The sequence below is a fragment of the Anabaena sp. WFMT genome, assembly GCF_051781005.1.
Taxonomy (GTDB): Bacteria; Cyanobacteriota; Cyanobacteriia; order Cyanobacteriales; family Nostocaceae; genus Anabaena.
In genome coordinates this window covers 152,484-176,875 of record NZ_JBPWOA010000032.1, presented here as the reverse complement: position 1 = coordinate 176,875, position 24,392 = coordinate 152,484, and the positions used below count along the sequence as shown (strand labels likewise).

Genomic DNA, 24,392 nt, shown 5'->3' with positions numbered 1-24,392 from the left:
CCTAACGCGATCGCTATCCGATTAGGTCTTGGCACTCCAAAATTGAGAAAAAACGTTATTCTTTCTGCGTTAAAAAGATACACGCGCCAGCTACTACGAATGCCAATGCACCAGTAATTGCAGCTACTACAGGCGTAATCCCTGGGGCAAATATAAACCCAAATATACTCATCGCCAAAGAGAACCCACCAAAATATATACCAATTCCTAACCCAGCCCAACGCTGTGGCACTAGCTCTAAAATAAAAGGAATTGCGCCATTGACAATTAAACTAAATCCAGATACTATAAGAAATATAATGGGAATCTGTGCGCCCATATATACTAATCCTAGCATTGCTACAACAGTCGCCACGATACCATAGAGCATTGCTTGAATATTGCCAATTTTAGTAGCAAAGAATCCCGCAGGTAAAGCCACAAGTGCGATCGCTAATCCAATCCACAACATGAATAAACTAATATCATTAGTGTTGAATTGGGCTTTGAGAACTTTGCCTAAAGCATCCATAAGTAAGCGAGAACCCCACGCCACACTAAAACCGGTTCCCAGAATTAAGCCTAATTTTTGCAGCGGGATGATTGATATTTCAGCGTTTTGTTGAGTTACTGGAATTTCTGGAGGGTTGAAAAAGCGTAACGCAAACGCCGCAGCTAGGAGAACAAAAGATGCGATCGTAAAAGCAAAAATCGGGCTTAGACTGAGAATAAAGTCATTCGCAATTCCCCTAAAAGCCCCAACTATTCCCCCCGATAGAGTTACAAAACTGACAGCTAAAGGTAACTCAGATGGAACTGCATATCTTCCCAACAAAGAAATAGCAGGAGAACGAAAAACCGTCATTGCTAAAGCCCAAGCTATCAAAGCCAAAGGTAAAATACCGCGTATCACCTCAGATGGTGGCACAAAAGTCACAATACATGGTATGGCAATAAACAAAGCTGAAGCTAAAATCACACCAACAGCAATAAAAGGAAAACGACTTCCTATTTTGAGTTTAGCTTGATCTGAGAGTCCCCCCATCAGTGGTTCCATCACCACAGCCAAGGCATTTTCTACAACTAATATCCCAACTGCGAGAGACGCGGGAAACCCAAACTGAATCAAAAGTTTAGGTAAATAGGCATTATATACCAACCAAGCTAAAGTAATAGCTCCCTGCAAGCCTGCTAAAGCCCAAACTTGTACCCATAAGACACTTGGTGGAGATTTCGAGGTATTCATAATTTTGATATAGGGGAGAAGAGGTGACAGGTGACAGTATTTTATCTTTCCCTGTTCCCTGTTCCCTGTTCCCTGTTCCCTGTTCCCTGTTCCCTTTTATTTAATACTGGGGAACCGAAGAATCTATTTCTTGACTCCAAGCATTAATACCACCTTTAACATTCGTTCCTGCAATACCTGCTTCTTTCAGAATACCCAGGGCTTTTGCCGAACGTCCGCCCATTTTACAGTGAGCAATTAAGCGGTGTCCGTTAAGAATTTCTTTCACCTTAGCCACACCTTCACCGTTTTCAATATCTGGTAAGGGTATCAAAACCGAACCGGGAATTTTGGCAATTTCATACTCATGAGGGTTACGGACATCCAGCAGGACAAAATCTTTCGCACCGCTATCTAGTAACGCCTTCAATTCCTGAACAGTCATTTCTTGCATTTCCATCTGCTGTTTCGCTTCTTCTGCTTGCGCTTGGGGAATACCACAGAATTGTTCGTAGTCTATTAACTTTTCAATTACTGGACGAATGGGGTTAGGACGCAGTTTCAATTCCCGGAATTTCATATCCAAGGCATTGTAAAGCACCAATCTCCCACTAAGAGTGTTACCGTTACCAAGAATAATTTTGACGGTTTCCGTAGCTTGAATAATACCAATCATTCCCGGTAAAATTCCCAACACACCACCTTCTGCACAGGAGGGAACCATTCCTGGTGGTGGTGGTTCTGGATACAAGTCACGATAGTTGGGGCCACCTTCGTAATTAAATACGGTTGCTTGTCCTTCAAAGCGGAAAATCGAACCGTAAACGTTGGGTTTATCCAACAATACGCAAGCATCGTTAACTAAATACCGGGTGGGGAAGTTATCAGTTCCATCCACTACGATATCGTAAGGCTTAATGATATCGAGGGCATTTTCTGAACTCAAGCGAGTCTCATATAAATCAACTTGACAATGGGGGTTGATTTCATGAATACGGTTTTTTGCTGATTCGATTTTGGGTTTACCCACCCACGATGTGCCGTGAATTACTTGGCGTTGTAGGTTAGAAGTATCAACAATATCGAAATCAACAATACCAATGCGGCCAATACCTGCTGCGGCCAGATATAACAGCAGTGGTGAACCTAATCCACCCGTACCGATACATAATACACTAGCCGCTTTGAGGCGTTTTTGCCCCTCTACCCCCACTTCTGGCAAAATTAAGTGGCGAGAGTAGCGTTCATAGTCGTCTTTAGTCAACTGGATTTCATCCAGATTGGGATTGAGCATAGCAGTTAGATGAGTCAGCGCGGAGTATTAATACTAACGAAAAAAGATAGTCGTTGTTAAGTTAGGTTGTTAAATTTATTGGGAATAGGTGATTGTTGTCAAGACTTTAGCAAGATAAATTTACCGATGTTAATATTTTGGATGTAACTATTATATATGAGTATTTTGACCAAGTATATTGAGATATGTAAGCGATCGCTCACAATAGATACTGTATAGTAACAGTTTTAGCAATTTGTTATTATTAAAAATAACTATGAGACAAAATTATAAAAACGGGTTGAATTAATCAACCCAGTTGCTTAAAAACTCTACCTGTCCATGCATATCTTTTGCTGATTTGGTATTAATCAATCGCAAAACCCCGCGCATTAATTCACCAATTCCATATCTTTGTTGTGGTGCTAAAATAATTCCTGCATGAGATAAACCTTGTTCCAGCAAATTAGTATGAATCTGGTAAAAGTCTTTGGCATTAAAACTAAATATAACTCGGTTGTTTTCTTTAGCCCAAGTTAGCTGTTCTGGATCAGATTTGTACAGCATTCCCACATCTGCAACCGTTAATACATCTACATTACGGTAACGCAAAGCTTGAAAAAAGTCTTCATCCATAGAATCCTCATCAATATATAGCCGGATCTTATTCATCTGTATTTTTATCTTTCTGGCTGTGTAAAGTTGCCAAACTCCAGAATTCAGACTCTGCTTCAGCCAATTCAGTCTCAATCTGATCACGATTAGCGTGGTAGTAAGCTAAAGCCGCATACACTTGGGCAAGGTTAAGGTGACTTATCCGACGAGCAATTTCTTCAGCATTTCCTCCTTGTTTGTAAAGAACAACCACCCGACTTACAGAAGTTTTAGTCCCTGTAATCACGGGATGACCATTATTCACATCTGGAGAACAGGTTACTAGCGTACCAATGTTAGTAGCAGTTGTCATAGTTGAGAGAATTACTTGCTTATTTATTTTACTTCAGTCTATCATAAGCGCAGGTATAGCTAACAGTAGATATTTCAGCTAATACCTAAATTTTTGGCAATTTGCTATTATTAAAACTAACTAGCTACAATGTACTTTATATGTATTAGTGTTACGCTGTTTTTTTAGCAAACTCACAATAAATATGCAGGATAGAAAGTTAGGAAAATTCGGAGAAAATCAATTTGAAGGATTGTGTCTTCAGGTTGGATTAACAATTCAGAAATCTCAAATGGATGAAACAGGATGGGATTTCTTTGTAGAGTTTCCGTGGAAGCAGGATAATCTTTCTCCTCAAGATATGCTTCCAGCACCATTAGAGTGCAAAATTCAAGTGAAATCAACGGATAAGCAAAGGAAGGGAGAATCAATCACTCTATCTAATTTACATAGACTTATTAAGGCAAAAATGCCAGCCTTTTATTGCTTTATTGAATTTGATGGAAAATCTGAACCGCAAGCTATCTATTTAGTTCATGTCGGAAAGGAGATAATCGAGAAAACTTTAAAGAGAATTAGAGAGATAGACAATGAAGGGAAGGGAGATAAGCTAAAGCTAAATAAGGACAAACTCTATATAAGTTATAGAGATGCTGATCGTTTGGCAGATGTAACTGGACAGAGTTTGAAAAGTGCAATTGAGAAACATATTCCAGAAGGTATGGAAAAGTATATTGAGAATAAAAATCAGCTATTAAACACTTTAGGATTTGAAGATGGTGGATATGAGTTTACTTGCACTATAACTAGTGATGATCCTATTAGAGATATTTTAGATTTGTCTTTAGGAAGTCGCAAAGAAATTAATATATATAACCTTACCCTTTTCCAAAAAAGATTTGGCATTTTGTGGAAAGATGCCTATGTAGAGAGCGATGAAGCAATTTTATCCCTTCAGACTAAATCAATAGAAGCAAAATTGAAATTTAAAGAGTATAAATTCTCTCCGGGAATATCTTTTTCTGCGAAATTGTATATGACTCCCTTTTGTGAATTTATTCCAAAAGAACGCAGAAAGGTTAGAGTAGAATCTAGGTTTTTTGAAGTTATTATTGAATCAGCTACAGGAATAAAATTTTCAGCTTATCCTAGTGCAGAAGGTACTTCTCTTAAAGAAGTAAAAACCTTTCTTCAATTTCTAACGCTACTTGAAAAGTCATCTAATCCTCTTATAGTCGAAATAGAATCTGAAATTTCAACTTCACCCCAAATTGTGAGTCTCAGTTCAAAAGACTTGCCTCAATCGTTATTTGACATAAGAATTTTTAATGGACAATTATCTAGCTGGAGTATAGTTAATGAGCTTGCAGAAATAGTTATAGAAATATGCAGAAAAATGGATATTCCAGAAGATAAAGTGCTGATCAATATTGAAGAATTGATCAAAAGTTTTTCTAGTGAATATACTCATTTCCAATTACTTTATCAAGCACTGCATGGAAAAGCTAAAGCAGTAACTCTTTCCTTTCCAATTGAACCAGAAGGGTATCAGCAGGGTGCTAAGGCAGCAAGTATTTTTTTTGTAACAGTCTGTATTGGAAATTATATTATTGGTTGTTGTTTAGCCGTGGTTGGCTCTTTATCTATACTGGGGGAGAAACCTAGTTTGATTGGTGAGAGATTTCTTGTCGGACGGCAGTTCATAAGCACTGATGACACAGTGATTAGCAAAGAATCAATTGATCTGAGTTTGAATGAATTAGTAGAAGAGTTACAAAATGAAGAATTAGCATTTATTCAAATAGAAATGTAGAAAAAATCAATGCCCAGAAAAATTCGGGAGTTAAAAGCTGAGATTGCACGAGAAGGGTTTGTGTATCTACCAAAACGAGGGAAAGGGAGTCATGAGAGATGGAGACATCCTTTGATTAGAAAAACACTCACTATTCCTGGTAAAGATGGGGATGATGTTCCACTTTACCTAGAAAAGCAATTAGCAAAGTTATTAGCTGAACTAGAAGAATTAAAGGAGGATTAGAATTTATGAGTCAATACAGTATGATTGTTCAATGGTCAGACGAGGATCAGCTTTTCTTAGTCACAATTCCAGAATTTAGCCATCTTGTCATCATGCCTTGTACTCACGGTAAAACTCGTCAAGAAGCAATTCATAATGGTGAAGAAGTAATTGAAATGTACTTAGAAGCTTGGCAAGCAGAAGGTGAATCTATACCTGAACCAAACACAATGCAAATTGCCTCTTAAATATCAAATTCACAAAAAAAAAGGTCATAACTGACCCCTTAGAAATCTACTAAAATAATTTCTGATTTATAAGAATTAAGATAAACCAGCATTAGTACCTTGCTTACCAGTTGCCAATTCTACCTTAACAATTGTGCCACCCATTTTTTGAATCCGTTGTTGTTCACGGAACCAATTTTCATAAGGAACTAGCTTAGTGAAGTATGTGTTTTGTAATTCGCGTTGGGTGCGAGTACGAGTTAGGCTAGGAACACAAGCGGTAATTTTAAATAAACGAGCCATATTTTTCAAATCTCCTGTATCGTTTGCAGAAACTTTTTATCTCAAAATTTGGAGTGCAAATCTTAATTATTCTTTCCAAGGCTGGAAATCAAACGTCAATACCAGACAGTTAATACTCACAATTAATAAGCAATAGAACTTTCTAGCACTCACAATTGATTTCCAGACCTTAATAAAGCCGCACCTAAATTATTAAGTGCAAACCTAACTCCTAGCTCAAGCCAGAGGAGATATAGTCGAAGTAAACGCCCATTTCTTTACCAGCGTCAGGACCAACCAAACTAGCGGTTACTTCCTTCATTGCTTGGATAGCTTGAACGGTAGCGCCTACGGGTACACCCAAGGAATTGTAGGTTTCTTTCAAACCATTCAATACGCGCTCATCCAAAATGGAAGGATCGCCAGCTAACATAGCGTAGGTAGAGTAACGCAAGTAGTAATCCAAGTCACGGATACAAGCTGCGTAACGACGGGTGGTGTACATATTACCACCGGGACGGGTGATATCAGAGTACAACAAGGACTTAGCTACAGCTTCTTTTACGATCGCAGCAGCATTAGCGCTGATGGTTGTAGCTGCACGAACGCGCAGTTCACCAGTAGCGAAGTAGCCTTTTAGCTTTTCTAGAGCAGCGGTGTCAAGGTATTTACCTTGAACGTCAGAAGAATTAATTACAGAGGTAATTGCGTCTTGCATTGTTGTTATTTCCTTATTTCTAAATTGCAATATTTCAGTTTCAGCAGGTAAACAGCTTCAACCTACTGCATTGCACCAACAACGTAGTCGAAGTAAGAACCAGCTTCACTAGAGTCTTCAGCAGACAACAAAGTAGCAGCAACGTTCTTCATAGCGGCAACGCCACCAGCAACAGCATCAATGGGAGTACCCAAAGATTTGTACATTTCACGTACACCAACGATACCGATTTCTTCGATGGGGGTAACATCACCAGAAACGATTCCGTAGGTAACAAGACGCAAGTAGTAGTCAAGGTCACGCAGGCAAGTAGCTGTCATTTCTTGACCGTAAGCGTTACCACCGGGGGAAACAACATCAGGACGTTTTTGGAACAGTTGGTCGCCAGCTTGCTTAACGATGCGTTCGCGGTTTTCGGTCAATACTTGAGCGATGCGAAGACGGCTTGCACCACCAGCAACAAAGCTCTTGATGCGATCTAATTCACCGGGGCTGAGGTAGCGAGCTTCTGCATCAGCATTCACGATGGACTTCGTGACGATACTCATTAATGGATTCCTCCAAAACTAATGAAACCAAAATTTATTAAACTGTTGGCAGTTCCAGGCTCTAAAGAGACAGATATTCTTGCTTGATGGGGAGTCCGATGACTTGACCTACCTTTTAGGCAGGTTCCACCTCTAGCGAGTATTTACTGTGTGTCTTAAAAGCAGGTATGACTTCAGTTGGTCGATAATAGCTTTGCATCTTAAGCATATTGCTAGTCAGATTGACTGAATGCAATTAAATAAGGTGGAAAACTAAGTTACCTTCCGGAAAACATTGTCCGGCATTATGTTGAGCATTTATTACTGCTCTTAACACTTTGTAATATTAATTTTCAGATTTGCTCATTTTCGGAGGATCTGAAAATAGGTAAAAGGCAATAAGCAAAGGGCAAGAGGTGGAAATTAAATTTTTCCCATTACCTATTACCCATCACCTATTACCAATTACCTACCTGTTACTAGGACGGCCTGTTAAAACAGCAGGAGACATACTAGACCAGGATTGTTTCACCAAGTCAGTTTCTGCCTGTACACTACCCAGGTAGTTACCTGCTGGTAAAGATGGGTAGCGGTTGTAAGGTACAACATCTTCACCAAAGTACCGAGCATACTCAGGGCTATTCACAATTGCTTCTACAGCCGCTCTCAAGCCACTATCAGCCAGCAACTTGTTGTACTGACGGATTTCGCCTTGTGTAGCTGGTGCGCGACCCAATAGGTGACGGAATAGGAATTCAATCACCTTGGTGTTGGGATAAGGTGTGTAGAACCGCTTGCGATAGATTTCTGAACTAGCTAGTTCGAGAACAAATTCACGCACGGTAATTTCACCGTTACGCAGTTTGCTATCTAATTCACTGCGACGGAAATAATCAGGAACTTGACCGCTAAATACATCCATGACCTGGCAGTAGATAGCATTAATGACCTGATTGGTTTCTGGGGAATTTGTACCAGTGGTAGCACGATAAATGCGGGCTGGTTTGCGGCGACTTGTACCCACACCAACTTCTACAGACTGACCACGACCGTCATTGAATGAACGACCCAACTCAATAAACAAGGGCTTACTCTTGTCCATTTGTTTAGCTTGAGCCGCCAAATCTGCGATCGCATTCGCTAACATTGGCGTATTCTCAGTCTTAATCCGAGGCTTCACAGTTTCAAAGCTAGGTACAACCAAATCATCATTTTGCTTGGTTAGCTGGTTGTAAAGCTTCTCCGTATTGGGGAAGTTAGCCGCTGGTAAGGTTGGGAAACGACGATAAGGAACAGTATCCTCACCAAACACCTGCCGATACTCCGCACTATCCACCATCTCGCCAATAAAGGCACGAATACCTTGAGTAGCTAAAATCTGGTTATATTTACGGATTTCTGCCTGATCAATAGGGGCGCGACCCAAGAAATGCTTAGTACCCAACTCAATTACTTTCGTGTTGGGGTAAGGTGTGTAGAACTCCTTCAGATACAGGTTAGAATAACCCAAACCTTGAATAAATTCCTTAACGGTAATTTCACCGTTCACCAACTTACTTTCTAAAACCGTAAATTCGTTCTTAGAAATGTAAGGCGCAATATCACGCTCAAAAATCTGACGGTAAGCACCGCTAATCACAGTTTCAGCAGCAACCTTGTCATTCTTAACCGCTGTCAGCTTGAAGACCTTCGTTTGCTCACGTTGCTTACTAACACCTTGGTTAATGCGGAACTCAATATCTGGCTCAGTCCGCATTTCTGTGACTTCACCCAATTCCACAAAGCGTGGTGTTACTTCCTTCTCAACATTCGCTAAATCCTCACGAATTGTACCCACGCGCAATTGACGCAAAGACACACCCGCAGGAGTTAGATAGCGTTCGTAAGGAACTGTATCTTCACCGAAAGCTTCACTATATTCGACGGTATCAATAATGGCATCTACCAAGGCATAGAAACCCTTCTTGGCGCAGATGTCAAAATACTTGTTGTTTTCTTGACGACCGTAGGTAGGACGACCCAGCAAGCGGCGGTGAATGTACTCAACCGCTTTACAAACATAAAGCGAAGTCCAGTACATCTTGCGGAATAAATCCGACTTAGCCAACATCCGCACAAACTCGCGGACAGTAATGTCACCATTCTCCAGCTTAATTTCTGCAAGTTTTAGGCGTTGACCTTCGTAAACATCACGACCGAAAACTTGTAGATAAGTAGCTTTAATTACCGCTTGGGTAGAACTTTCTGAGAACTTAACACTTGCACCCTTAGCAGCTTTTTTGCCAATAGTTCCAGGAAGTTGGTCTAATTTGAACACCTTAGCGCCCAAAGTACTAGGAGCGACACCCCGTGCTTTAGGATTGCTAAGTTGGTTATTAATACCAGGCCCTTGGTGAATCAAAATCCGGCGGGTATCCTTAGCAAAAGGCGCAGGACTGCTGCTGGGGTTGCGAGTTTCTTTCGGGAAAATCGCCCCAAACTGAATTTCCAAGGGGTCATTACCAGAACCGTAGGGATGTTGGTCAGGTAACGGCTGTTCGTAAGCAGCAAAGGTAGTAATGAATTGAGGTACTTTACGGAAAGGCGCACTGTAGTTAAACAGGTCTTGCTGTGGACCCCAGTTACGACATTCTTGGGCTTCTTGACCCAGACCCCGGATGTAGGGAACTGTTTCTTCACCAAAGTAATCGCTGTATTCATCAGAGTCTACCAAAGCATTTACTAAAGCTGGTAGACCGCCTTTGGAAACAATTGAAAAGTATTTTTGTACTTCTTCCCGGCTGCTTGGACCCCGTCCTAAAATGTGACGGAAAGCCAATTCAATCACCCGGCTGTTAATAAAAGGCTGATAAAACTGTTTTTGGTAAAGGGGAGATTTGGCTAAACGACGAACAAACTCCTTCATAGAGATATCGCCATTTTTGACCTTAGATTCCAAATCAGATATCGACAAGCTATAAGCACGGGTAATATCGCGCTCAAAAATTTGTCGGTATGCTGCTTTGATCACTTCTGTCTTTTCACTAGAAGACAAACCAGGCTTCATCGCGTACTTGGGACGACGTTCTGCTGCATTAAAATAAATTTGCGGCAGTTGTAAACCTTGTTGGTCGCTTGAAGGACGTTGACGGACTTTTGTTGAAGGTGTGGGTGCTTGGAATTCTGTCAGCAACACATCCATGTACTGAGTCACAATCTCTGTCGCTACAGGATCTTTGCGGAAGTAAGACAGGGAACCTGCTTTAATTTCCTGCAAAGCGACTATGGTTGCTTCACCAGAACAGGCATTTTCAATAATTTCCCGCAATCCTCTGGTATTGACAGAGATGATATTGGGGTCGCCAGCGACGATCGCATAGGTAGCATAACGCAAGAACCAGGATAAATCCCGTAAGCTCTTGCCCATGTTGCTAGGGCCGTAACGAGCAACGTTGATTGGTCTAAAGCCTGCTGGTACAGGTCCCCCAGCAGATGTGTTAAAAATTGAGCGCAAGTTTTCTAGAAACCCACCACGACTTTCAACGTAGGTGACAGTTCCCAGCATCATGCCCTCTTGGACATTACTACCACCACCAGCCATTGCCATTTCTCGCTCTTGGGGCTTTTCTAAAAAAGCCATTGGCGAGCCACCGACAAAAATCCGGTTAGCAGCACGAGATACAATAATCTCAGAATTTTCTGTGAGAATCTGAGCAATTTCTAAACGCTTTGCACCAGATGCAAAATAACTTCCCAGTTCACTTAGTTCCCCTTTTCCCAAAAAGCGGTCTTGTTGTTCCGCTTGGGAAATGGTAGCTACTGGTAAGGTTTGATATAGTTGCGGACGCGCAACGGAGCTTCCACCACTTGCCTTAACACTCATTGGATTTCTAAAACTCCTATCAATAAGTCTATGTGTTAAGTCTGGGTTGCTTTGAGGCTTGACGCTCTTGCGTGTTTATGCTTTGAGAGTGATGCCTACAAAACTGCCAGTAAATTAACCCAGTCAATTTTTAGATTAGAACGTTTTGCGTTTACGCTGTTGCTTTATTAAGAAGTATGTCGAATCTGTAATCTAAATCTGCCTGTAGGAATAAGTACATACTCTGGACGATCTGTGTAATGTTGAATTTTTGTATCAGGACTCCACATAATTGCGTGCATATTTTGTGACAAAAGTATTAGTATTTAATATTTTTTAATATTTGGATTGTTTTATAAGCGAGTATATATCAGAATTAATTCTGATTGTAAGAGAAAAATCCGTGCAAATACGATTTAATACTCAGCTTTCCAACTTCTTTATAGAAGGAATCTATATTTTATTTAGAATAGAATTAAATACAATTAATTCAATTTAGAAAAAAGACCAAGCTATGCAAAGTATGAGAGTGCGATTGCTTTTATAGTTGTATCCAATTATTGATTGTCTAGTTTGTGATTAATGTTATAATTAATCTGGACTTAAGTAAGAGTAAAAATATCATGATTTTAGCTATTAAAAATGCTCTTTCCACAATTGCACCCAAGTTAACTTATGATGTGTTGATTGAAAATCAAGAAGATGGCACAGTTAAAGCTACATTGTTAAGCTTACCAGAATGTCAAGGTTTAGGTGCGACTAAAGAAGAAGCATTAAATAATCTAATTCAACTTTTTCAAGCCCGAAAACCAGAAATAGTAACTTTAGAAATTGAAGCACCGAAAATAGAACATCCTTTGATTAAATTTGCAGAAATGCACAAGGATAATCCTCTTTTTACTGAAGCACTAGAATATATAGAAGATGAAGGTAATGCTTGGGATGTGCTAGAGGCATTAACAGGAACTATTGAAGCACAAAGTGATTGGTCAAGTCAACATGATCACTATTTATATGGTAATCCTAAACATGACAATGAGATCAGAGAATGAATCAAGAAAGACCATTTTCAAAGATTACGTGATACTGACTGACTGAACTTACTTTTATATTTTCTTCCTGTCGAGATACAGAATTTATTTGTGTAAATTCATCAAATAATTTAAAAAATTCCTCAAAAGCAGTATTTTCATCTTTAGAAAAAAATAAAATTATCTGATCCCAGGTTTGATTATAAGCAACATTATATTTTTGTTGTATCCAAGTTTGAAAATTTGAAAATTCTTGTTCTTGAGAAGTTTGAGGTATTTCCATTTGACGACGTGCAAAACTGTAACCAGCGATAAAGGTGCGAAGGTTAGCGATGGTTGATTTTCCTAAATACATAGCTGGACGTTTTTGGATATTGCGGATTAAATCGTATAAATCTAACATGATATTCCTCTGGTTAAAATTCTGTTTCAGTGATTTGAAATTCTCCACCTAAATCTTGTATAACGCAATATAAGTTATTTATCCAGTTTACCTTAGAAATTCCTTCAGGGTGAATGTTGTCAAAAATTAGTTCTTGTCCATTAATTTCTATTGCAATAGCATAATGTCTACCGTTAATGGAGATATTTTGTTGTAAAACTTCATGGTAGATATTACAGAATGGGTCTTCTGTACTTCCTGTAAACAAGTTAATTTCTCTACCAGGTATTTTCTGATTAATCAGGAATTGACGCAAAGCTATAGCACAAGGAACACATTCAAAAATATGAAATTGTTCGGCTATATCATGTAGTTGACGGACAATATCATTATTAGTCATGAGGTAAGATATTTTTAGCCAGATTATAAAAAATATAGAAGACTATAATCAGGGTAAAAATACCATGAATTGAGGAAGCCAGGGAATAAATTTCATTATTTGTCTGAATCAGGATATCCAGGATTAGAGGATTAACAGGATGTTTTTTATAAAATATAGGTTTTTGTAAATAATATAAAATATATTTTTCTCTAAATCATAATTTATAATCATTAAATATTCACAGAAAATCTACAAATTCTAATCCTGTACATCCTTAAATCCTGGTAATCCTGATTCAGACAACCACAACAAACAATCTACAAATAGTGAAAATGTAACTTTACCTATTTGTTAATAACTAAAAACTTAAGAGGAATATTATTAGCTTCCCAGTATTCTTTGGCTGAATTTAAAATATCCAATGCTATTTGGTACTGTGTCGGTTCAGCTTGAGCAAAGATATCAGCATGATCATATAATATGACATATCTTTGAGCCAGACACCATGTTAAATCGGTGATACATTCATCAAAAGCATCCCAGTTAGCGCCGAAGTATGAAGGAAATTCCATTGCTTCAGCAGCTTGGTTTAAAAATGTTTGTTTGCTATTAACTTTTTTACCATCAAGATAAAAAACTTTTGTTCCTGGCTGTGCGTCTCTTTGTTCCACTGTTTTATGGATATTTTGTTTAATATTTGTTAGTAAAATATTGAGATTTGAAATTTATTTTACATGACTATTTAAAACATCATCTAATGATTTAATCAAAAACAAATTTCGTTTTTATCTAGTTTATTTTGCAATTTCTGTTTGACATTAGGGGTCAGTTTTAGAGCTTCCACCATTTTATCTAAATTGTCTAAATTTATTTTTTGTCGTTTGTTTATTAGTTTATCAATAGTTCCCTGTTTAATACCAGTACCTTTAAAAGCAGACGTTAATTCTAGCTTGTTTGCTGTATTAACATTGATAGGATTATATGTATTAGTAGTATTATTTCCAGAATTGCTAAAAATCCAGTTAGGAGTGTAATTTATATTATTTTCAAATGGGGGGTTTGCTAATACAACATCATATGAATCATTAACTATTTTTTCTGATTGTATAAACTGAATATTTTTAAGTTCCAACTTTCTTTGTAAGAGAGGTGGACAAGAAGGAGCAATCATAAAAGCTAAGTCTGGTGGATTTCCATCAGATTTCGCTGGCTTAAATTTGACATCTTCTAACCATTGGATAAATGTCTTTAAATGACTACTCAAAAGTTCATAGTTCTTAGCCTCTCCAAAAGCTCTAGCAACAGCCTCTCCATTGTGCATCAATTCTACATAGCAGTCAAAAGCATGATTTTCTTGAACAGTTGTAGTGGAAACAACTGATAGAGTATATGCTCTTTGGTTTAGAAATTTAACCCACGGTTGCCTGCATTGCGACTCAATTAAATTTCGAGCATCTCCTTCAAAAGCCTGTTCAGGTGCTTCTGGGAAGTATTTCGCATGAATTTCTAGTATTGCATGACCATAGTTCTGACAAAATTCTCTTAATGTTTTTGTAGAATTTATAGAGATATTCTCAATTTCTTCCCATGCTTCATTAAAATTTTTATAGCCGCTATAAGCACCTTTGATTCGGTTATTAATTTTTTCTTTAATTATCTCAAATTCATTAATATAACCTTTATTTAAATTAATCACCCTGTTGCCAATAAGACTTTGAATTACAGTTTCTTCTAGAAAGTTACCAACATTCTCAGATGTTCCCACTATATACATTAGTAGACGAATTTTTGAACTAAACTTATCAAATGCCCTTCTGATTAATTCTTTTAAAGTTAATCTTGTCTCTTTAGTCTCGTTTGGAAATTGCGCTAAAGCATCTAATTCATCTACAAGATATACAAAAGTAAATTTTGGATCTACATTTGATATTTTGTCAATAACATCAAAGAAAAATTCTTCATCTACATACTTATACATTAACTCTCTGAATTTACTACGAAATGGCTTTGGTGTATTTGCGTTTGTTAATTGAGCAACTTGATCTTTTTCTAAATATTCATCTAATATATTTTTAGCCTCTAATCTAACTGACGGTTCTAAATTTTCATTCTTTAATAATTGCCAAAAGGTTTCAGCGAGAATATGGCAATAGAATTTTATACCAAAGTCATCACCTCGTGGTGTTATATCAGAAAGTTGAAACTCAAAAACTATTGAATGCTTAAAAAAAGTTGCTTTAGTTTTAGTTAAATCGTTTAAATAACTTAAGAGAGAACTTTTTCCACTACCAACTAAAGCAGCAACAAATCTAAATGTAAAAAGACCTTCATCGAATGTATGCTTGAGATCATCTTCAAGCAATTCAGTGACATTAGTTATTTGTCTTCCAGATAGACTTCGAGCAGTTGAGGCTTCTCCATCACTTCCTGGTTCTCGAATAGCACGCTCAATCCTAATATCTTCAATAAATCCTGTTCCATTAGCAACTTTTTGAAGAAATTCTTTTATGTATCTTTTCTTTCCTGCGTCTTCTGGCATGGTTCACTCAGCCCATTGAATTAGTTCTTCATTTTTGTCGATAACAGCAAATACCTTACCAGTTGATTTAAGTCTGTTAAAGTATTTATCTATAAGTGGTTGAGAAATAGAATTTAATTCACTAAATTGTCTACAAATCTCTCTGCTACGAATAGCAACAACTCCACGTAATTCTTGCTGCTTTCTTTCTGCAAAATAGAGTTCCTTGAATTTTTCCAAAAAAGTGTCATAATCCATTTCTTCATCTATGGAAGATGAATCATAAAAATCAGAAGACTTTTGTTGAAGAAAATCTACAATAGTATTAATAACTCTGTGTCCTTTTACAGTATCAAATCTATATTTAGTAGTTCTCAGATTAGCTGTTAATGCTTTTTTCCCTAAATCGGTAACTGAAAGCCTATTCCTTTTAGGTGATTCAATTAATTTTTGTCCAAGTAAGTATTCATAGGTTTGTTCAGCTTCTTGCCGTAACTCTTTAGTTAGATAGGATTTAACAACGCCTTTAGTAACTGTATTCTCATCAGAATAAGCCTGAGCGTACAGTAAATAAAGTAGTTGTATTATGGAAAGTTGGATCATATAGAAGATTACCTTCTCAAATGAATTATGTCGCAAACCTGATTCTAGCTTGAAAGTTATACACAATACCTTCGCCAAAACCCTGAAACCCTATTGATATCGTAACGATTTTATTGGGTTTCAGACTTATATTTAGAAAATTGGCATAGGTATTGTTATACAAACACGGAATTAAAGCAAATTTAAACTGATTCCGATCATACTTTCAACCCTATTGCTTTTATTTACATATTTAGTATTTACCCCACCTCTGACAGTATACTACTAAACGAGTTATCTAATCAATCAAACACGCGCTTACCCATAAAAATATACCTTTGTTTTGGAATAATTTCATTAAAATCACTTAGAATTATTCTGTCATGGGTTGAAACAAAGTGCGTTAAGCTAACTCCCAGTAATTTTTTATTCTGTGATATTTTCCTGACATTAAGCCAGAAGTATCAAGCAAGAGTATTACTGGACAAAGATTTTCAGGGTTTTCCACGAATTCAAGTAAACCTACTGGCATTTAGATACTCCTGTTAATCAAAATTAGATGCAAAATGTATAAATTAGATTTTATTTGTTAATACATAGCTTAACAGTAGTATTATTACGTAATCAATAGCTATATCTATAAACAGGGTCTAGCAATGCTAAACCCCTACGAATGTAGAGAATTTATATAATCAATCTTTGCCCTAACTACCCCAATCCGCTAAACTCAGAAATGCTGCGTTAATCCTGATCATGTCCGACTCCCAAACCGTAAGTGCTGCTGTTGCGAAACTCTACGATACCTATCCATTCCCTCCAGAATCGATACTCGATGAACCACCCCCTGGTTATAATTGGCGTTGGAATTGGTTAGCTGCTTACAACTTCTGCACAGGTAGAAAACCACAAAAACAAGATATCCGCATCTTAGATGCTGGTTGTGGTTCGGGTGTGGGAACAGAGTATTTAGTACATCTCAACCCCCACGCGCAGGTAGTCGGAATTGATTTAAGTGCGGGAACTTTAGAAGTAGCAAAAAAACGCTGTCAAAGTTCTGGTGCTGACCGTGTAGAATTCCATCATCTGAGTTTGTATGATGTGGAACAGTTACCAGGAGAATTTGATTTAATTAATAGTGTGGGTGTATTGCATCACTTGCCAGATCCGATTCGCGGTATCCAGGCTTTAGCGAAAAAACTCGCACCTGGTGGTTTGATGCACATTTTTGTGTATGGGGAATTGGGACGCTGGGAAATTCAACTCATGCAAAAAGCGATCGCACTCCTCCAAGGTAACAAAAAAGGCGACTACCGCGATGGGGTTCAAGTTGGAAGACAAATATTTGCTTCACTACCAGAAAATAATAGAATTGTCAAACGCGAAAAGGAACGTTGGGCAATGGAAAATCAGCGGGATGAATGTTTTGCGGATATGTATGTACATCCCCAGGAAACGGATTACAACATTGATACACTATTTGAATTAATTGATGCTTCCGGGTTAGAATTTGTGGGTTTCTCTAATCCTGAATTTTGGCAATTAGAAAGACTATTGGCTAAAGCACCAGAGTTAATTGAACGAGCAGAAGAATTGAGCCAAAGAGAACGTTATCGGCTGATAGAATTACTAAACCCAGAAGTCACCCATTACGAATTTTTTCTCAGTCGTCCCCCCCTAAGCAAAACCGAATGGTCGGCAGATAACATACTACTAGCCGCTATTCCCGAACTTAACCCTTGCATAGATGGTTTTCCTAGTCAATGTTTATTTAATTACGATTACCAAATTGTTAACTTGTCACCAGCCGAGTTTGAGTTTATGCAAAAATGTGATAGTCATGCCACAGTGGCTGACATTTTAGCCCAAATCGAGCTAGACTTAAACGGAGTCAGACATCTCATCAAACAACAACTACTCTTACTAACCCCCGCTTCATGAAAGAAATCAGTAATAAGTAATTCTGTTGCCAATGACCAATGCCAAGAAGTTAATTGTTTTTTCCTAAAGTATTGTTACCGGATCGTGATATGATTCAGCTGACTGAATATGCAGTCATCATATTCCGCTTTACTGGTTTCAAGTCCTGTGAGCTTGTCAGAAGAATCAATTGCACCGACTCCGACAACCCAACAAGATGCTCAACCTGGTTTTGAAAACACAGAACCAGTAGACTCTTCCATGCAAGACTTCTATCAACTCTATAAAGAGTTGTTAGTAATCACACTTGTTCTGACAGGGGTTATTTTCATCTCTGTATGGATTGCCTATTCAGTAAACATCGCCCTGAATTATTTATTAGGAGCGTGTGCAGGTGTGCTTTACTTGAGGATGTTGGCAAAAGATGTTGAGCGTTTGGGCAGAGAGAAACAATCACTGAGTAAAACTCGGTTAGCTTTATTAGTAGGAATGATTCTACTAGCCTCGCGGTTGGATCAACTGCAAATACTGCCCATATTTTTGGGATTTCTCACCTACAAAGCCACGCTCATCATCTACGTAGTTAGGGTGGCGTTTATCTCTGACTCACCCTCTGGGTTGGCAGCAGATCCTGGGGAAAACCCCCCAAGACCGCGCTAAATCACCCTCTGGGTTCGCAGTAGCTCCTGGGGGAAACCCCAAGACCGCGCTGAATTACCAAAACTGCGGCAACCTTAACAAGGCTCCTCCTCTCCAGGTAATATTGGAGAAATGATTGAATTGGAAAGAAAATGCTGAATTTTCTGAATTTCTACTCTGTTCCACTTGCCGAATTGGAAGTGGGAAAACATCTGTACTGGCAAATAGGTAACTTAAAGCTACATGGCCAGGTGTTTCTCACTTCATGGTTTGTTATTGGTGTGCTAGTACTGGTTTCCGTCTTGGCAAGCAGTAACATCAAAAGAATTCCCAGTGGGCTACAGAACCTGATGGAGTATGCCCTGGAATTCATTCGAGATTTGGCTAAAAACCAGATTGGCGAAAAAGAATATCGCCCTTGGGTGCCATTTGTCGGCACTTTGTTTTTGTTCATTTTTGTGTCAAATTGGTCAGGGGCGCTAGTTCCTTTTAAGCTAATTCATCTGCCAGAAGGTGAACTAACCGCACCAACAAGCGACATCAACACAACGGTTGCCTTAGCTTTGTTGACATCCTTAGCGTATTTTTATGCTGGGTTCAGCAAAAAGGGTTTAGGGTATTTTGGCAACTACGTGCAACCAGTTTCGTTTATGTTGCCATTCAAAATTATTGAAGATTTCACTAAACCCCTGTCCCTAAGCTTCCGTTTATTCGGTAACATTTTAGCTGATGAACTGGTGGTAGGAGTGCTAGTGCTGCTAGTACCCTTGTTCGTACCTTTACCAGTAATGGCCTTGGGACTATTTACCAGCGCCATTCAAGCACTAATTTTTGCCACCTTAGCTGCTGCTTACATCGGTGAAGCGATGGAAGATCATCATGGTGGTGAAGAGCATGAAGGACATCATTAAGTCCTTCAGAAAATAGTCATGTTCAGGTGACAGTTGACAGAAAACTAGTGACAGTTGACAGCAAATAGTCAACAGTGAACAGTAAACGGTCAACAGTCAACCCGAAACTGACAAACGACAACTACAAGACCCATTCGACTCAGTAAAGAAAGGAAAAATATCATGGATCCATTAGTTTCTGCTGCTTCCGTTTTAGCTGCTGCTCTTGCTGTTGGTTTGGCTGCAATCGGCCCTGGTATTGGTCAAGGTAACGCAGCAGGACAAGCTGTTGAAGGTATTGCTCGTCAGCCAGAAGCTGAAGGCAAAATTCGCGGTACATTGCTGTTGAGCTTGGCATTCATGGAAGCGTTAACCATCTATGGTCTAGTAGTTGCTCTAGTACTACTGTTTGCTAACCCCTTCGCATAATCAGTCATGAGTGCTGAGTAATGAGTGCTGAGTAAGAACAAGTTAAGAGTTGGGAGTTTAACAAAGATAACTCAAAACTAGTAACTCAGGACTCAGTACTCAGTACTCAGGACTCAGCACTAAAATAGTAGATAGGAATAAGCAAACATGACACACTGGATCACCTTATTGGCTGTAGAAGAAGTTGCCAAAGAAGGGGGTTTGTTTGATCTAGATGCTACCCTGCCTTTGATGGCAATCCAGTTTCTAATCTTAGCCCTAATATTGAACGCAACTCTTTACAAGCCCTTGGGCAATGCCATTGATGGACGGAATGAATACATCCGTAGCAATCAATTAGAAGCCCAAGAACGTTTGTCGAAAACAGAAAAATTGGCACAGCAATATGAGCAGGATCTAGCAGGAGCTAGACGGCAAGCACAAACAATAGTTGCTGAAGCTCAAGCCGAAGCTCAAAAAATCGCTGGTCAGAAAATGGCCGCAGCGCAACAAGAAGCCCAGGCACAAAGAGAACAAGCCGCTGGAGAAATTGAGCAGCAAAAACAACAAGCTTTAGCTTCCTTGGAAACACAAGTTGATGCTCTCAGTCGCCAAATGCTAGAAAAGCTTTTAGGAGCCGATTTAGTTAACCAGCGCTAACTCACAAAATAGTTATTGGTCATTAGTCATTAGTCATTAGTCGTTAAGTAAGACAACTGACAACTGACAACTGACAAAAATTTTTGGCAGCGCAGTTGTGGATAGAAAATCATGGGGACTTTTTTACTGTTGATGGCCGAATCTAGTGCCGTCGGAGGTGAATTGGCAGAAGGAGGGTTTAGTCTAAACACAAATATTTTAGACACTAACCTGATTAACCTGGCCATTATTATTACTGTGCTGTTTGTCTTCGGGCGGAAAGTTGTAGGTAATATCCTCAAAACTCGTCGAGACAATATTGAAACAGCAATTAAGAGTGCAGAGCAAAGAGCTAAGGATGCAGCCGAAAAACTCAAAGAGGCGCAGCAAAACCTAGATCGAGCTACCGCAGAAGCTGAAAGAATTAAAAAATCAGCCCAAGAAAATGCCCAAGCTGCTAAAGAAGCTATCTTGGCACAAGCTGCTATAGATATTGACCGTATGCAGGAAGCAGGGGCGGCTGACTTGAGTGCAGAACTAGATAGAGCGATCGCTCAATTACGTCAAAAAGTAGTTGCTCAAGCACTGCAAAAAGTCGAAGCCCAACTAAAGAGCGGAATTGCTGACGATGCTCAACAAGTTTTAATTGAACGCAGCATCGCACAATTGGGAGGAAATGTATGAGAAGTAATGCAGCAACAGCCGAAATAGCCCAGCCCTACGCCCAGGCACTGTTGTCGCTAGCGCAATCCAAAAACTTAACAGAAGATTTTGGTACAGATGCGCGTACTTTCCTCGGCTTATTGGCAGGCAGCAAAGAGCTAGAGAGCTATTTGAGCAACCCCTTTACTCAGGCTGAAAACAAGAAGAATCTGCTCAAACAAGTACTTGGGGAAGGCGTTAGTCCTTACCTACGTAATTTTTTGTTGCTGTTAGTTGACAGACGACGTATTTCTTGCTTGGAAGCAATTTTGCAGCAGTATTTGGTACTGTTGCGCCAGCTAAATCAAACTGTATTAGCAGAAGTAACTTCTGCGGTAGCTTTGACAGAAGCTCAACAGCAAGCAATTACAGAAAAAGTAATCGCTATCACCAATGCTCGCCAGGTAGAACTGGAAACCAAGATAGACAACGAGTTGATTGGTGGTGTGATTATCAAAGTGGGTTCTCAGGTAATAGACGCTAGTTTGCGCGGTCAACTACGTCGCCTTTCCCTAAGCTTAAACAATGGGTAATGGGTAAGATTTTTACCAATTACCAATCACCATTAACTTCTTCCGTCTCGAAAGAAAACTAAAAGCACAGAAATAATGAGCATTTCCATTAGACCTGACGAAATCAGTAACATTATCCAACAACAAATCGAGCAATACGACCAAGAGGTTAAAGTTGCTAACGTTGGTACTGTTCTCCAAGTTGGTGACGGTATTGCCCGCATCTATGGCTTGGAAAAAGCTATGGCTGGGGAATTATTAGAATTTGAAGATGGCACAATTGGTATCGCCCAAAACTTAGAAGAAGATAACGTTGGTGCGGTATTAATGGGTGAAGGCCGGGAAATTCAAGAAGGTAGCTCTGTAACTGCTACTGGTAGAATTGCTCAGGTACCTGTAGGTGAAGCCTTAGTTGGTCGCGTTGTCGATGCTTTGGGTCGCCCCATTGATGGTAAAGGTGATTTAAAAACCACCGAAACCCGTTTGATTGAATCCCCAGCACCTGGGATTATTGCCCGTAAGTCTGTACACGAACCAATGCAAACCGGGATCACCGCTATTGACTCGATGATTCCCATCGGTCGTGGTCAACGGGAATTGATCATTGGTGACCGTCAAACTGGTAAAACAGCGATCGCTATTGACACCATCATCAACCAAAAAGGTGAAGATGTAGTTTGCGTTTATGTTGCCATCGGTCAAAAAGCTTCCACCGTTGCTAACGTAGTTCAAACATTACAACAAAAAGGCGCAATGGACTACACCGTAGTTGTAGCCGCTAACGCCAGTGACCCAGCCACCTTACAATACCTTGCTCCCTACACCGGCGCAACAATTGCTGAGTACTTTATGTACAAAGGCAAAGCGACTTTAGTAATTTATGATGACCTTTCTAAGCAAGCCCAGGCTTATCGCCAAATGTCCTTGCTACTACGTCGTCCACCAGGACGGGAAGCATATCCCGGAGACGTATTCTACATCCACTCTCGCTTGTTGGAACGTGCCGCTAAATTGAGCGATGAATTGGGTAAAGGTAGCATGACCGCCTTACCAATTATCGAAACCCAAGCAGGTGACGTATCTGCATACATTCCTACCAACGTGATTTCTATCACCGACGGTCAGATTTTCTTGTCTTCTGACTTGTTCAACTCTGGTATCCGTCCCGCTGTAAACCCCGGTATTTCAGTATCCCGTGTAGGTTCTGCGGCACAAACCAAGGCAATGAAAAAAGTTGCCGGTAAGATTAAGTTGGAATTAGCGCAGTTTGATGACTTGCAAGCTTTCGCACAATTTGCTTCTGACTTAGATAAAGCCACCCAAGATCAATTAGCACGTGGTGTCCGCTTACGGGAACTCCTCAAGCAGCCCCAAAACGACCCACTGTCTGTAGCAGAACAAGTAGCAGTTCTTTACGCTGGTATTAATGGTTATTTGGATGACATTGCTGTTAACAAAGTAACCGTCTTTGCTAAAGGTCTACGCGATTACTTGAAGACAGTGAACACTGCATATTTCCAAGCAGTACAAAGCAAGAAAGTACTAGGTGACGAAGAAGAAACAGCCTTAAAGGCAGCGTTAACCGAGTTCAAGAAGACCTTCCAAGCAGCATAGCAATTTTGGATTTTGGATTTTGGATTTTGGATGAAATAGACTGATCCAAAAATTAGACATTAGCCCTGGCAGTAGATACTGTAATGCTTATTTGCAGATGAGTCTAATCTAAAATCCGAAATTCCAAATCTAAAATCTAAAATCTAAAATCTAAAATCGGATTATGGCTAATCTCAAAGCAATACGCGATCGCATTCAGTCGGTCAAAAACACCAAAAAAATCACAGAAGCTATGCGGCTGGTGGCTGCGGCCAGAGTACGTCGCGCCCAAGAACAGGTAATTGCTACCCGTCCTTTTGCTGACCGCTTGGCGCAAGTCTTATTTGGCTTACAAACCCGTCTACGGTTTGAAGATGTAGACCTACCACTACTGAAAAAACGCGAAGTTAAATCAGTCGGTTTGTTGGTTATTACTGGCGACCGTGGTTTGTGCGGTGGTTACAATAGTAATGTCATCCGCAGAGCAGAAAATCGCGCCAAGGAACTGAAGGCAGAAGGTGTAGACTACAGATTTGTAACTGTTGGACGCAAAGCCACTCAATACTTTCAGCGTCGCAATCAGCCTATTGATGGTACCTACAGCGGTTTAGAACAAATTCCCACCGCAGCAGAAGCTACTAATATTGCAGACGAACTACTTTCTTTGTTTCTATCAGAAAAAGTAGACCGAATTGAGCTAGTTTATACCAAATTCGTTTCCTTGGTTAGCTCTCGTCCCGTCGTGCAAACCTTACTCCCTTTTGATACCCAAGGTTTAGAAGCAGCAGATGACGAAATCTTCCGCTTAACTACCCGTGGTGGTCAATTCCAAGTAGAACGGGAGAAAGTGGTCAGCCAAGCCCGTGCCTTGCCTCGTGATATGATTTTCGAGCAAGACCCTGTACAAATTCTTGATTCTTTGTTGCCATTGTATCTGAGTAATCAGTTATTGCGATCGCTCCAAGAGTCAGCAGCTAGTGAATTAGCTGCGCGAATGACAGCTATGAGTAACGCCAGCGAAAACGCAGGTGAATTGATAAAAAGCTTGTCATTGTCTTACAACAAAGCCCGTCAAGCAGCAATTACCCAGGAACTCCTAGAAGTTGTGGGTGGTGCAGAGGCTTTAACTTAAGTAGGTTATTGGTGATTGGTAATGGGTAAT

Annotated in this window: 26 protein-coding genes; 13 read left to right on the top strand and 13 right to left on the bottom strand. The window is 39.5% G+C overall.

Features of this window, described 5'->3' with window-relative positions:
* Positions 1-55: 55 nt before the first annotated feature.
* From ACSQ6I_RS20965 to ACSQ6I_RS20950, 4 genes are all read right to left on the bottom strand, one after another.
* The gene (locus tag ACSQ6I_RS20965) at positions 56-1,225 is read right to left on the bottom strand and encodes an MFS transporter (RefSeq protein WP_438892222.1); all 1,170 of its coding nucleotides are present in this window, start codon (positions 1,223-1,225) and stop codon (positions 56-58) included.
* A gap of 100 nt (positions 1,226-1,325) precedes the next feature.
* Complete coding sequence (gene moeB / locus ACSQ6I_RS20960; protein WP_438892221.1) at positions 1,326-2,498, bottom strand: molybdopterin-synthase adenylyltransferase MoeB; 1,173 nt, start codon at positions 2,496-2,498, stop codon at positions 1,326-1,328.
* Between the two features lie 285 nt (positions 2,499-2,783).
* Entirely contained in the window at positions 2,784-3,149 is a 366-nt protein-coding gene (locus tag ACSQ6I_RS20955) for a DUF5615 family PIN-like protein (protein WP_438892220.1), read from the bottom strand.
* Positions 3,142-3,444, bottom strand: coding sequence for a DUF433 domain-containing protein (locus ACSQ6I_RS20950; RefSeq protein WP_438892219.1), 303 nt, complete (start codon positions 3,442-3,444; stop codon positions 3,142-3,144). The genes ACSQ6I_RS20955 and ACSQ6I_RS20950 overlap by 8 nt, the downstream gene beginning before the upstream one ends.
* 184 nt (positions 3,445-3,628) lie before the next feature.
* Between ACSQ6I_RS20950 and ACSQ6I_RS20945 the strand changes: the two genes are divergently transcribed.
* Genes ACSQ6I_RS20945 through ACSQ6I_RS20935 form a run of 3 tightly spaced genes read left to right on the top strand, consistent with a single transcriptional unit; the run spans position 3,629 to position 5,688 of the window.
* Positions 3,629-5,236, top strand: coding sequence for a hypothetical protein (locus tag ACSQ6I_RS20945; RefSeq protein ID WP_438892218.1), 1,608 nt, complete (start codon positions 3,629-3,631; stop codon positions 5,234-5,236).
* A gap of 9 nt (positions 5,237-5,245) precedes the next feature.
* Complete coding sequence (locus tag ACSQ6I_RS20940; RefSeq protein ID WP_438892217.1) at positions 5,246-5,461, top strand: type II toxin-antitoxin system HicA family toxin; 216 nt, start codon at positions 5,246-5,248, stop codon at positions 5,459-5,461.
* Between the two features lie 5 nt (positions 5,462-5,466).
* Positions 5,467-5,688 (top strand): type II toxin-antitoxin system HicB family antitoxin, encoded by a 222-nt coding sequence (locus tag ACSQ6I_RS20935; RefSeq protein ID WP_438892216.1) that lies wholly within the window; start codon positions 5,467-5,469, stop codon positions 5,686-5,688.
* A 75-nt stretch (positions 5,689-5,763) separates the two neighbouring features.
* Here the strand turns inward: ACSQ6I_RS20935 and ACSQ6I_RS20930 are convergent, their stop codons facing one another.
* The 4 genes from ACSQ6I_RS20930 to ACSQ6I_RS20915 form a co-directional block, all read right to left on the bottom strand.
* Entirely contained in the window at positions 5,764-5,970 is a 207-nt protein-coding gene (locus tag ACSQ6I_RS20930; protein WP_015213875.1) for a phycobilisome linker polypeptide, read from the bottom strand.
* 211 nt (positions 5,971-6,181) lie between these two features.
* Positions 6,182-6,667: an allophycocyanin subunit beta gene (gene apcB, locus ACSQ6I_RS20925; protein ID WP_015213876.1), complete on the bottom strand. Its 486-nt coding sequence runs from the start codon at positions 6,665-6,667 to the stop codon at positions 6,182-6,184.
* Positions 6,668-6,729: 62 nt separating this feature from the next.
* Positions 6,730-7,215: an allophycocyanin subunit alpha gene (apcA, locus tag ACSQ6I_RS20920; RefSeq protein ID WP_323310832.1), complete on the bottom strand. Its 486-nt coding sequence runs from the start codon at positions 7,213-7,215 to the stop codon at positions 6,730-6,732.
* A 448-nt stretch (positions 7,216-7,663) separates the two neighbouring features.
* The gene (locus ACSQ6I_RS20915; protein WP_438892215.1) at positions 7,664-11,056 is read right to left on the bottom strand and encodes a phycobilisome rod-core linker polypeptide; all 3,393 of its coding nucleotides are present in this window, start codon (positions 11,054-11,056) and stop codon (positions 7,664-7,666) included.
* 602 nt (positions 11,057-11,658) lie between these two features.
* Between ACSQ6I_RS20915 and ACSQ6I_RS20910 the strand changes: the two genes are divergently transcribed.
* Positions 11,659-12,087, top strand: coding sequence for a type II toxin-antitoxin system HicB family antitoxin (locus ACSQ6I_RS20910; protein ID WP_438892214.1), 429 nt, complete (start codon positions 11,659-11,661; stop codon positions 12,085-12,087).
* Between the two features lies 1 nt (position 12,088).
* Here the strand turns inward: ACSQ6I_RS20910 and ACSQ6I_RS20905 are convergent, their stop codons facing one another.
* The 5 genes from ACSQ6I_RS20905 to ACSQ6I_RS20885 form a co-directional block, all read right to left on the bottom strand.
* Positions 12,089-12,469 carry a hypothetical protein gene (locus ACSQ6I_RS20905; protein WP_438892213.1) on the bottom strand — a complete coding sequence of 127 codons (381 nt, stop codon included), beginning with the start codon at positions 12,467-12,469 and terminating at the stop codon, positions 12,089-12,091.
* Between the two features lie 13 nt (positions 12,470-12,482).
* The gene (locus ACSQ6I_RS20900) at positions 12,483-12,848 is read right to left on the bottom strand and encodes a papain fold toxin domain-containing protein (protein WP_438892212.1); all 366 of its coding nucleotides are present in this window, start codon (positions 12,846-12,848) and stop codon (positions 12,483-12,485) included.
* Between the two features lie 326 nt (positions 12,849-13,174).
* Positions 13,175-13,501 (bottom strand): barstar family protein, encoded by a 327-nt coding sequence (locus ACSQ6I_RS20895; protein WP_438892211.1) that lies wholly within the window; start codon positions 13,499-13,501, stop codon positions 13,175-13,177.
* A 95-nt stretch (positions 13,502-13,596) separates the two neighbouring features.
* Positions 13,597-15,369 (bottom strand): hypothetical protein, encoded by a 1,773-nt coding sequence (locus ACSQ6I_RS20890; protein WP_438892210.1) that lies wholly within the window; start codon positions 15,367-15,369, stop codon positions 13,597-13,599.
* A 3-nt stretch (positions 15,370-15,372) separates the two neighbouring features.
* Positions 15,373-15,951 carry a hypothetical protein gene (locus ACSQ6I_RS20885; protein ID WP_438892209.1) on the bottom strand — a complete coding sequence of 193 codons (579 nt, stop codon included), beginning with the start codon at positions 15,949-15,951 and terminating at the stop codon, positions 15,373-15,375.
* Positions 15,952-16,683: 732 nt separating this feature from the next.
* Here ACSQ6I_RS20885 and ACSQ6I_RS20880 point away from each other — a divergent pair.
* From ACSQ6I_RS20880 to ACSQ6I_RS20840, 9 genes are all read left to right on the top strand, one after another.
* Positions 16,684-17,868, top strand: a complete 1,185-nt coding sequence (locus ACSQ6I_RS20880) for a class I SAM-dependent methyltransferase (RefSeq protein ID WP_438892208.1) — start codon at positions 16,684-16,686, stop codon at positions 17,866-17,868.
* 108 nt (positions 17,869-17,976) lie between these two features.
* Positions 17,977-18,507 (top strand): ATP synthase subunit I, encoded by a 531-nt coding sequence (locus tag ACSQ6I_RS20875; protein WP_438892207.1) that lies wholly within the window; start codon positions 17,977-17,979, stop codon positions 18,505-18,507.
* Positions 18,508-18,638: 131 nt separating this feature from the next.
* Positions 18,639-19,397, top strand: coding sequence for a F0F1 ATP synthase subunit A (atpB, locus tag ACSQ6I_RS20870; RefSeq protein WP_015213883.1), 759 nt, complete (start codon positions 18,639-18,641; stop codon positions 19,395-19,397).
* Between the two features lie 162 nt (positions 19,398-19,559).
* A complete protein-coding gene (atpE, locus tag ACSQ6I_RS20865) occupies positions 19,560-19,805 on the top strand; it encodes an ATP synthase F0 subunit C (RefSeq protein WP_010994186.1) in 246 nt (81 codons plus the stop codon).
* A 147-nt stretch (positions 19,806-19,952) separates the two neighbouring features.
* Positions 19,953-20,444, top strand: a complete 492-nt coding sequence (locus tag ACSQ6I_RS20860; RefSeq protein ID WP_015213884.1) for a F0F1 ATP synthase subunit B' — start codon at positions 19,953-19,955, stop codon at positions 20,442-20,444.
* A gap of 111 nt (positions 20,445-20,555) precedes the next feature.
* Entirely contained in the window at positions 20,556-21,107 is a 552-nt protein-coding gene (locus tag ACSQ6I_RS20855) for a F0F1 ATP synthase subunit B (protein WP_438892206.1), read from the top strand.
* A complete protein-coding gene (atpH, locus tag ACSQ6I_RS20850; RefSeq protein WP_438892205.1) occupies positions 21,104-21,658 on the top strand; it encodes an ATP synthase F1 subunit delta in 555 nt (184 codons plus the stop codon). The genes ACSQ6I_RS20855 and atpH overlap by 4 nt, the downstream gene beginning before the upstream one ends.
* Before the next feature lie 75 nt (positions 21,659-21,733).
* Positions 21,734-23,251 (top strand): F0F1 ATP synthase subunit alpha, encoded by a 1,518-nt coding sequence (gene atpA, locus ACSQ6I_RS20845; RefSeq protein WP_438892204.1) that lies wholly within the window; start codon positions 21,734-21,736, stop codon positions 23,249-23,251.
* Between the two features lie 163 nt (positions 23,252-23,414).
* Positions 23,415-24,362 carry a F0F1 ATP synthase subunit gamma gene (locus ACSQ6I_RS20840; protein ID WP_438892203.1) on the top strand — a complete coding sequence of 316 codons (948 nt, stop codon included), beginning with the start codon at positions 23,415-23,417 and terminating at the stop codon, positions 24,360-24,362.
* Positions 24,363-24,392: the final 30 nt, after the last annotated feature.

Excerpts from the sequence above, each read along its gene's own strand:
- ACSQ6I_RS20965 (WP_438892222.1), bottom strand. The coding sequence starts at position 1,225 with ATGAATACCTCGAAATCTCCACCAAGTGTCTTATGGGTACAAGTTTGG.
- moeB (WP_438892221.1), bottom strand. The coding sequence starts at position 2,498 with ATGCTCAATCCCAATCTGGATGAAATCCAGTTGACTAAAGACGACTAT.
- ACSQ6I_RS20955 (WP_438892220.1), bottom strand. The coding sequence starts at position 3,149 with ATGAATAAGATCCGGCTATATATTGATGAGGATTCTATGGATGAAGAC.
- ACSQ6I_RS20950 (WP_438892219.1), bottom strand. The coding sequence starts at position 3,444 with ATGACAACTGCTACTAACATTGGTACGCTAGTAACCTGTTCTCCAGAT.
- ACSQ6I_RS20945 (WP_438892218.1), top strand. The coding sequence starts at position 3,629 with ATGCAGGATAGAAAGTTAGGAAAATTCGGAGAAAATCAATTTGAAGGA.
- ACSQ6I_RS20940 (WP_438892217.1), top strand. The coding sequence starts at position 5,246 with ATGCCCAGAAAAATTCGGGAGTTAAAAGCTGAGATTGCACGAGAAGGG.
- ACSQ6I_RS20935 (WP_438892216.1), top strand. The coding sequence starts at position 5,467 with ATGAGTCAATACAGTATGATTGTTCAATGGTCAGACGAGGATCAGCTT.
- ACSQ6I_RS20930 (WP_015213875.1), bottom strand. The coding sequence starts at position 5,970 with ATGGCTCGTTTATTTAAAATTACCGCTTGTGTTCCTAGCCTAACTCGT.
- apcB (WP_015213876.1), bottom strand. The coding sequence starts at position 6,667 with ATGCAAGACGCAATTACCTCTGTAATTAATTCTTCTGACGTTCAAGGT.
- apcA (WP_323310832.1), bottom strand. The coding sequence starts at position 7,215 with ATGAGTATCGTCACGAAGTCCATCGTGAATGCTGATGCAGAAGCTCGC.
- ACSQ6I_RS20915 (WP_438892215.1), bottom strand. The coding sequence starts at position 11,056 with ATGAGTGTTAAGGCAAGTGGTGGAAGCTCCGTTGCGCGTCCGCAACTA.
- ACSQ6I_RS20910 (WP_438892214.1), top strand. The coding sequence starts at position 11,659 with ATGATTTTAGCTATTAAAAATGCTCTTTCCACAATTGCACCCAAGTTA.
- ACSQ6I_RS20905 (WP_438892213.1), bottom strand. The coding sequence starts at position 12,469 with ATGTTAGATTTATACGATTTAATCCGCAATATCCAAAAACGTCCAGCT.
- ACSQ6I_RS20900 (WP_438892212.1), bottom strand. The coding sequence starts at position 12,848 with ATGACTAATAATGATATTGTCCGTCAACTACATGATATAGCCGAACAA.
- ACSQ6I_RS20890 (WP_438892210.1), bottom strand. The coding sequence starts at position 15,369 with ATGCCAGAAGACGCAGGAAAGAAAAGATACATAAAAGAATTTCTTCAA.
- ACSQ6I_RS20885 (WP_438892209.1), bottom strand. The coding sequence starts at position 15,951 with ATGATCCAACTTTCCATAATACAACTACTTTATTTACTGTACGCTCAG.
- ACSQ6I_RS20880 (WP_438892208.1), top strand. The coding sequence starts at position 16,684 with ATGTCCGACTCCCAAACCGTAAGTGCTGCTGTTGCGAAACTCTACGAT.
- ACSQ6I_RS20875 (WP_438892207.1), top strand. The coding sequence starts at position 17,977 with ATGCAGTCATCATATTCCGCTTTACTGGTTTCAAGTCCTGTGAGCTTG.
- atpB (WP_015213883.1), top strand. The coding sequence starts at position 18,639 with ATGCTGAATTTTCTGAATTTCTACTCTGTTCCACTTGCCGAATTGGAA.
- atpE (WP_010994186.1), top strand. The coding sequence starts at position 19,560 with ATGGATCCATTAGTTTCTGCTGCTTCCGTTTTAGCTGCTGCTCTTGCT.
- ACSQ6I_RS20860 (WP_015213884.1), top strand. The coding sequence starts at position 19,953 with ATGACACACTGGATCACCTTATTGGCTGTAGAAGAAGTTGCCAAAGAA.
- ACSQ6I_RS20855 (WP_438892206.1), top strand. The coding sequence starts at position 20,556 with ATGGGGACTTTTTTACTGTTGATGGCCGAATCTAGTGCCGTCGGAGGT.
- atpH (WP_438892205.1), top strand. The coding sequence starts at position 21,104 with ATGAGAAGTAATGCAGCAACAGCCGAAATAGCCCAGCCCTACGCCCAG.
- atpA (WP_438892204.1), top strand. The coding sequence starts at position 21,734 with ATGAGCATTTCCATTAGACCTGACGAAATCAGTAACATTATCCAACAA.
- ACSQ6I_RS20840 (WP_438892203.1), top strand. The coding sequence starts at position 23,415 with ATGGCTAATCTCAAAGCAATACGCGATCGCATTCAGTCGGTCAAAAAC.